This is a genomic window from Sphingomonas sp. (assembly GCF_050725575.1).
Taxonomy (GTDB): domain Bacteria; phylum Pseudomonadota; class Alphaproteobacteria; order Sphingomonadales; family Sphingomonadaceae; genus Sphingomonas.
Genome location: NZ_JBOHHW010000033.1, coordinates 51,202 through 58,561, shown reverse-complemented (window position 1 = coordinate 58,561; position 7,360 = coordinate 51,202). Strand labels below are relative to the sequence as shown.

General features: G+C 65.2%; 6 protein-coding genes. All 6 read right to left on the bottom strand.

The features are described from left to right. Window positions 1-147 precede the first annotated feature (147 nt). Genes ACRECS_RS19170 through ACRECS_RS19145 form a run of 6 tightly spaced genes read right to left on the bottom strand, consistent with a single transcriptional unit; the run spans window position 148 to window position 7,359 of the window. Entirely contained in the window at window positions 148-1,425 is a 1,278-nt protein-coding gene (locus ACRECS_RS19170; protein ID WP_431584546.1) for a D-arabinono-1,4-lactone oxidase, read from the bottom strand. Then, window positions 1,422-2,090, bottom strand: a complete 669-nt coding sequence (locus ACRECS_RS19165) for a TetR/AcrR family transcriptional regulator (protein WP_431584545.1) — start codon at window positions 2,088-2,090, stop codon at window positions 1,422-1,424. Before ACRECS_RS19165 ends, ACRECS_RS19170 begins: the two co-directional genes overlap by 4 nt. Beyond that, window positions 2,087-3,304: a hypothetical protein gene (locus ACRECS_RS19160; RefSeq protein ID WP_431584544.1), complete on the bottom strand. Its 1,218-nt coding sequence runs from the start codon at window positions 3,302-3,304 to the stop codon at window positions 2,087-2,089. Before ACRECS_RS19160 ends, ACRECS_RS19165 begins: the two co-directional genes overlap by 4 nt. Window positions 3,305-3,308: 4 nt before the next feature. Further along, the gene (locus ACRECS_RS19155; RefSeq protein ID WP_431584543.1) at window positions 3,309-4,730 is read right to left on the bottom strand and encodes an amidase; all 1,422 of its coding nucleotides are present in this window, start codon (window positions 4,728-4,730) and stop codon (window positions 3,309-3,311) included. Next, complete coding sequence (locus ACRECS_RS19150; protein WP_431584542.1) at window positions 4,727-5,980, bottom strand: MFS transporter; 1,254 nt, start codon at window positions 5,978-5,980, stop codon at window positions 4,727-4,729. Before ACRECS_RS19150 ends, ACRECS_RS19155 begins: the two co-directional genes overlap by 4 nt. Then, window positions 5,977-7,359, bottom strand: coding sequence for a GH1 family beta-glucosidase (locus ACRECS_RS19145; protein WP_431584541.1), 1,383 nt, complete (start codon window positions 7,357-7,359; stop codon window positions 5,977-5,979). Before ACRECS_RS19145 ends, ACRECS_RS19150 begins: the two co-directional genes overlap by 4 nt. Window position 7,360 lies beyond the last annotated feature (1 nt).

Sequence of the window (7,360 nt, the reverse complement as noted above, 5' to 3'; positions counted from 1 at the left end):
GCAGCGAAATCGGCCATGCGCGCGAGATTGCGATCGAGTGCATCGCGATCGATGACCAGCACCGGCGTGTTGAGCGCGGCGCGCGAACCCTGCTGATCGATAAGGCCTTCGTGGAGGTGAAGGTCAGTCATAGGCGGGTCCTGAAGATCAATGGGGTTGCTGGTCGATGCCGAACAAGGCTGTCAGATGCGCATTGGCGAATTTGGCGGTCGGATCAACCTCGCGCCGTACGTCGCTGAAGCGAGAGGCCATCGGATAGAGATCATACACATCGCGAGCGGTCAGGTTGTGCCGTTTGGCCCAGTGCGGACGCCCGCCATGGGCGCGGAACATCGTCTCGGCGGTCGCAAAAAGCGCCTGCCACGGCATTTTTGCATATTGATGCATCGAGACCGACGCGCCCGGCCCATTATTGAACGGGCTGAGCCAGATGTCGTCCCCGGCGACCAGCCGATATTCGAACGGAAAGCTCACCGGCAGCCGGTTCTTGCGAATCCAGGCGATGACCTCGTTGAGCGCCGGAAAGCCGGCCGCGCGAGGCAGCTCATATTCCATCTCCTCGAAGCGCGTCGTGCGATCCGACGGGAATACGCTATAGGCCGGGCCGCGGCGCCGCCCGGTCCCGACCAGCCGCATCAGCGTCCGTTGCAGCATCGGCGTCATGCTCGGCGCGAGCATGGCCAGTTCACAATAGACTTTGAAAATCCGCTCCGACACGTCCGATGTCGCCTTGGGCTCGGGTGCGGGATCGCACAATTCGAGCGTCTTCAGGATCACATTGTCGGAATAAGGGAAGACCCAGAATTCGACATGGCGCTGCTGCGCCGCAAGGTCGGTCCATTGTTCCATGATTTCGGCCAGCGGCTTGATGGTGAGACGTTCGTGCAGATGATAGGCGGGCACGAGATCAACGGCGATCCGCGTAACCACGCCGAGCAACCCAAGCGACAGGCGTTGCGCCTCGAACAGGTCGGGGCGCTCGGTCGCACTGCATTGCACCACCGATCCGTCGGCAAGCACCAGCCGGAAGCCCCGCGCGAAGGTCGCGAGACTCCCGAGTTCCGCACCGGTGCCGTGGGTCCCGGTCGAGATCGCGCCGGCAAGCGATTGCGGGTTGACGTCGCCCTGATTGGGCAGGGAATAGCCCTTCTCCCACAGCGCACGAGTCAGCCGTGCAAGGCTCCAGCCGGCCGGGGCCCAGGCGCTGCGGCCATCCGGCGCCACGTCGATACTGCCTTCCAGGGCGTCGAGACAGAGCAGCAGGCCATCGGTTTCGCAGAGTGGCATGAAGGAATGCCCGGCGCCGACCACGCGTACCTTGCTTGCCTGCGTGACCAGTCTGCTGAGCTCCTCCTCAGTCTTTGGATGAACGATATTGGCTGGTCGCGCCACGACGCTGCCCGACCAGTTATGCCATTCAGTCACGCTAACCCTCCCTTGTCTTCGCCGCGCAGCACGAGGCGCAGCATCCGTGCTGCCTCGGCAAAGACGTCATCCCGCGAGATGCTGTCCTCCTCACTCAACATTTCGTCGGTGACGTAGCCAAATTCGACCGCCATGCGGATGCGGCGCCACAGCACGTGCCTCGGTATGTCCGTAAAGAACGGCGCAAAGGCTTCGACTTGGCGATCTGTGACGTAGCGGTGCGATTCGATGCGAACATGGGAGAGCTTGGGCGTGGCGTGGAGCGCGCGCTCGATCCACACACCGCCCGGCTCGGATTCAGTGACCCGCGCGGTTTCGCGCAGCAATTCCTCGATATTGGCGGTCACGACATCAATGCCCAGGGGCAGATAGCGGTCCATCCAGGCGACCAGAACCTCGTTCTGGCGATCCATCAGGCGCCGGCCGAGCGCCTCGATCACGGCATATTTATCTTCGAAGTAACGATAAAGCGCAGGCGGTGTCACACCGGCCCGGTTGCAGATCAAATTGGTCGAGATGCGTTCCATCCCGATCTCGGCCAGCAACTCACCTGCGACATCGAGCAGATGCTCGCGAGTCTGCTGCGCGCGTGCCTGTTTGGGCGGCGCCTTGGCTACGGCGCCGCTATCGGCCGGGACCGCGGCAGGTTGCGTCACGTCCGTCACGTTTCGCTCCCGATCGCGCCAAAGGCCTGGCGCGTACGAGTGCGATGCAGCCAGGTCGTGATGATCAGGAAAAGGCACAGCGCGGCGGCGCCCAGCCCCAGCGCCCCGCGCGCCTCCACATCGCTCACCAGCATCGACGCGAACAGCGGGCCGAGGCTCGCGCCCAGCAGTTGCGCGCCACCCAGCAGGACAGCGGCGCGGCGTGTCGGGTCGGCCTCGATCGCCATCGGCACAAAGAAGGGCAGCGCAAACAGCCAGATGAACCCGAACAGGCCCGACAAGAGCAGGAACAGGGCAGCGGACGGAAGCATCGCTAACCCGGCCAGCACGCCCAGGCCGGCGAGGCCACACAGCGCCAGCATATGGTTCCAGCGCACGCGTCCCGCGAGCATGGTCGCCATCGCGCCACCCGCCACCTGGCAGGCGAGCGAAATCGAGACCGCAGCACCAATCACTGCGGTACCATGCCCGGCCTGGCGCGACAGCGGCTCGCTATAGACCCAGACCGCGCCGATCGCCGCGAGATAAAGGAACGACGCGGCAAGCGCGATCCAGCCGCGCGCTCTGGGAAATCCGGCGGGTCCGTCATTCGTCGCGCTGCTGGGTAACGCTGCATACTGGTTCGGCAGCGCGAACGCCGCCGCCATTGCCGCGAAACACAGCACGCTGAGCGACAGAAAGCCGCCATCGACGCCCCAGCGCGGCATCACCGTTGCGGCCAGCATCGCCGCCCAGAGAAACTGGGCGAGAGTCTGGACGGTGAGATAAATGCCGGCCCATCGCTCGGGCGTCGGAGACCGGGCGATCATCGACAAGGTAAGCCAGATCAGGACGCCGCTCGGTACGCCGGCCGCCGCCCGGCCCCATACGAGATCGAGTCCATTGAGATGAGTGGTCAGCCCGTCGATCGCGGCCAGCGCCAGGCAGGCGATCACCGCAATCCAGCGCAGCCGCTCCGGCTTGAACAGGGCGCCGGCCAGCACAGCCGACGCGCCCATCACGAGCAGCTCGGCGGTCGCGACATAGCCCAGTTCCTCCGCCGACAATCGTCCGCCTTCCGCCAGCGCGCCGAGCAGCAGCGGCTGAAGTCCGGGGATCATGATGCCGACCACGCCGAATGTCAGTGCCGCGACAATCTCGCGTCCCGACAGGGAATGACCGCCGACCCAATGATTGGTGTCGATCCCATCCGTCGTGATGCTGCTCGATGTCATGCGATCAATGCCCCCCGGCAAAAATTGGCGGGCGACGATGCGCCCAGGGGCTCGCCGCCTCGAGTTCGAAGGCGAGCTCGAACAACAGCCGCTCCTGCCCCACATCGGCGGCGAACTGCATGCCGACCGGCACACCGTCCGCCGTCCAGTGCAGCGGCACGCTCATCGCCGGCGCGGCGACGTAATTCTGCAGGTTGGTCAGGTTCATGAACGCGAAGATCCGCGCCGACAGGATGGCGGGCGGGACGTCGCCGGCAATCTCGCCGATCGCCACAGGCGGGGTGAGCAGGACCGGCGACAGAACGACGTCGAACCGTGCGAACCAGTCTCGATAGGCCTGAACCATCGCCCGTTGCCGGTCCATCGCAGCATCCACATCATCGGCGCCGACCGCTGCGCCAACCCGCGCAAGAGCCAGCGTGAAGGGCTCGAACATCGTTTCATCGGGTTCACGGCCAAGTGCTTTGCGCGCCATGCCGACCGCCGACGCCGCGCCGGTCGAGAAAGCGAGCGTGAAATCCCGCGCCAGGACATTGCCATCGATCGGCCATGCCGTTGGTTCGACATGATGGCCGAGTTGGTCGAGCAGAGCAGTGGTCGCATCCAGGCCCGCCGCCACGTCCACATGCGGCTTCTGGCCGGCGATCCCCTCGCTCAGATAGCCGATCCTCAGCCGGCGTTTCGCAGGACCAGTCACCCGCCCGACCTGAGGCAGGCCCGACTCCTCACTCGGCCGCTCGGTGGCAGCGAACAAGGTCGCCGAATCCCGCACGCTGCGGCTCAGGCAGTGCTCGACCGTCAGGTCGAACCGTCCCGCCGATGCCTGTTCCCCGACGAGCCGGCCTGTCGACGGCTTCATGCCGAACAGGCCGCAGGCGGATGCGGGGATGCGGATCGACCCACCGCCGTCCGCCGCATCGGCGAAGGGGACGATACCCGCTGCGACCGCGGCCGCCGAGCCGCCGGACGAGCCGCCCGGCGTGCGGGTCAAGTCCCAGGGATTGCGCGTCGGTCCAAAAGCGAGCGGTTCGGTAGTGGGCAGGAAGCCGAACTCGCCCAGCGCGGTCTTGCCGATCACCACAAGCCCTTGTTCTTCAAGCTTGGCGATCGACGAACTGGGGGTGACGGCCAGGGGCAGTGCTTGCGTCATGCGCGAGCCCCAGCGCGTCGGCGCGCCAGGCACATCGTACATATCCTTGACGAGATAGGGTACGCCGGCAAACGGCCCGTCCAGGCCGGGTGCGGCGGCGCGCGCCCGCGCCTGCTCGAACAGCGGCGTCACCAGGAAATTCAACACGGGCTGCAGCGCCTCCGCCCGCGCGATCGCGGCATCGACCGCCTCTACCGCGCTGATCTCGCCACGCCGGATCAGCGTCGCCGTTTCGGTCGCGTCGGGCACTGGCGGGAAGGATGCACGGTCGGTCATGCAACACTCCGGATTTGACGGATCATGACAACACCGCACAGCGCCAGGCAGGCGGAGAGCGCGTAGAGCATCGGATAGCCGGCATAGCTCACCACCAATGCCGCAATCGCGGGGGCCAGCACCTGCGGCAAGGCATTCGCCACGTTGATCATGCCCAGGTCACGCCCGCGATCCGAAGCGCTCGGCAGCACCTGAGTGATCAGCGCGAACTCGACCGAGGTGTAGATGCCGAAGCCAGCGCCAAGAATGGCAGCCGCGACCAGCGCGCCGGTCCAGCCGGGCCCAGCCGCGAGGATCGCCATGCCGCACGCCAGCAGGATACCGGCCACGACCACGAAAATCTTACGCTGCCCAAGCCGGTCGGACAGGAACCCGGCCGGGATCATGACCAGCACCATGGTCACGACATTGACCGCGGTCATCGTCACGACGTCGCCGGCCGGATCGGGGCGATGCATCACGTCGCCGAGATAATAGAGCAGGTACAATGTGCCGACGGCATAGACGAGATTGATCGCGAAGCGGGTCATCCACGCCCAGCCCAGATCGGGATAGCGCCGCGGATCGATCCAGAAGCCGGCGAGAAACGCCCCCCAGGCAAAGGCCGGCCGGGCCCTGCGATCGAGCACGATATCGCGGCGCAGCGCGAGATAGGGCATCGCCATCACAATCAGGATCGCGACAAGGATAAGATAGGCGGACGCAATGCTCGGCAGCGCAGCTTCCGCTGCGGCAACCCCGCAGACCAGCCCCAATATCTGCGCGATGCCGAGCCAGCCGCCGACCGCGCCACGCTGCGTGACCGGAACCTGATCGGGCACCGCCGCGACGACCGCTGCGAACATCGCGTTGAGCGAGGTCTGCGCCAGGCACCAGGCGATCGTCATCATGGTGATGCTCTGTGCAGTCGCGAGCAGCACCAGGCTCAGCGCGCCGCAAACGGTGCCGAGAAAAACCCACGGCAATCGCCGACCGTACCGCGACACGGTGCGATCGGAGAGCGCGCCGAACAAGGGATTGGCGATCAGCGAACAGACCGCGCCGGCCGCCGTGACGATTCCCAATGCCGCGACCTTGTGCTCAGGCGAGATCGCCTGGGCCTGGACGCCGAGAAGCAGCTGGATCGGCCCGAACAAAGCAACCCACAAACCGAAATTCGCCCCCGAGATCGCCACAACCCACGGCCATCTGACCGCAATTCGAGGTTCATCGGTCGACGTCGGCCAGGTCGTTTGGGCGGCTGTCGTCATGCGCCGCCGGCCGCCTGGGCACGGATCAGGTCGCGGTACCAGAAATAGGAATCCTTCGGCGTCCGCGCCATCGTGTCATAATCGATATGGACCAGCCCGAAGCGCTGCTCATAGCCCGCCGCCCATTCGAAATTGTCGAGCAGCGACCAGGTGAAATAGCCCCGCACATCCGCGCCTTCATCCATCGCCGAGCGCAATGCGCGAAGATGGCCGTCGAGAAAGTCGATGCGGCGCTGATCGGCAACCCGGCCGGTCGCATCGGGGCCATCGGCATAGGAACAGCCATTTTCGGTGATGTAGATCGGCGGCAATGCTTCGCCATAGCGCTCGCGCAGCAGCCGCAGCATTTCGGTCAGGCCCTCGGGGATCACCGGCCAGTCGAAATCGGTCCGGGGATAGCCCTCGATCTCGGGCAGATCGAACGGCAGGTCGGATGGCATCTCGAATGAATCGACATGCCGCACCTGCGCATTGGGCGCCCCGACCCGCACCGGATTATAATAATTGAGCCCATACCAATCGAGCGGCGTGGAGATGATCCGCAGATCATCCTCAACTGGGCCAGGCATCGCACCGGCGAGGCCATCCGGATAGCGCCCAAGCAACAGTGAGTCCGAATAGAGCCAGTTGACCAGCGTTTCATAAAAGCCCGCCGCGCCGCGATCCTCGGCGGAATCGCTCACCGGCCAGACTGGCGCCTGGTTGTTGGCAATCCCGATCTGACGCCCGCCAGCGGCGCGCAGCGCCTGCACCGCAAGCCCGTGCCCAAGCAATTGATGATGCGCGACCGGCAAGGCGCCGACCCCGAGCGTGCGCCCCGGCGCATGCGCACCAAGTGCGTAAGCGAAATTGGTCAGCACCATCGGCTCGTTGAGCGTGATCCACATGCCGACCCGGTCGGCGAGCCGCTCACCGACGATCGCCGCATAATCGGCGAAGCGGTGCGCGGTATCGCGGTTGAGCCAGCCGCCCGCATCCTCCAGCGGCTGTGGCAAATCCCAATGGAACAGCGTGACGACCGGATTGATGCCGGCACCGTTCAATTCATCCACCAGCCGGTCATAGAATTCCAGTCCGGCCGGATTGATCGCACCGCTGCCGGTGGGAACAATCCGCGGCCAGGCAATGGAGAAGCGATAATCGGTCACGCCGAGATCACGCATCAGCGCAACATCTTCGCGGTAGCGGTGATAATGATCCGCCGCCTTGGCACCGCTGGAACCATCAATGATCCGCCCGGGCTCGCCACAGAATGTATCCCAGGTGGATATCCCGCGGCCATCCTCGGCCACCGCGCCTTCGATCTGATAGGCGGAGGTGGAGACTCCCCAGCGGAAATCCGCCGGGAAGCGCAGCTGGAGTGCTGGAGTGGAACTCATG

Excerpts from the sequence above, each read along its gene's own strand:
- ACRECS_RS19160 (WP_431584544.1), bottom strand. The coding sequence starts at position 3,304 with ATGACATCGAGCAGCATCACGACGGATGGGATCGACACCAATCATTGG.
- ACRECS_RS19155 (WP_431584543.1), bottom strand. The coding sequence starts at position 4,730 with ATGACCGACCGTGCATCCTTCCCGCCAGTGCCCGACGCGACCGAAACG.
- ACRECS_RS19150 (WP_431584542.1), bottom strand. The coding sequence starts at position 5,980 with ATGACGACAGCCGCCCAAACGACCTGGCCGACGTCGACCGATGAACCT.
- ACRECS_RS19145 (WP_431584541.1), bottom strand. The coding sequence starts at position 7,359 with ATGAGTTCCACTCCAGCACTCCAGCTGCGCTTCCCGGCGGATTTCCGC.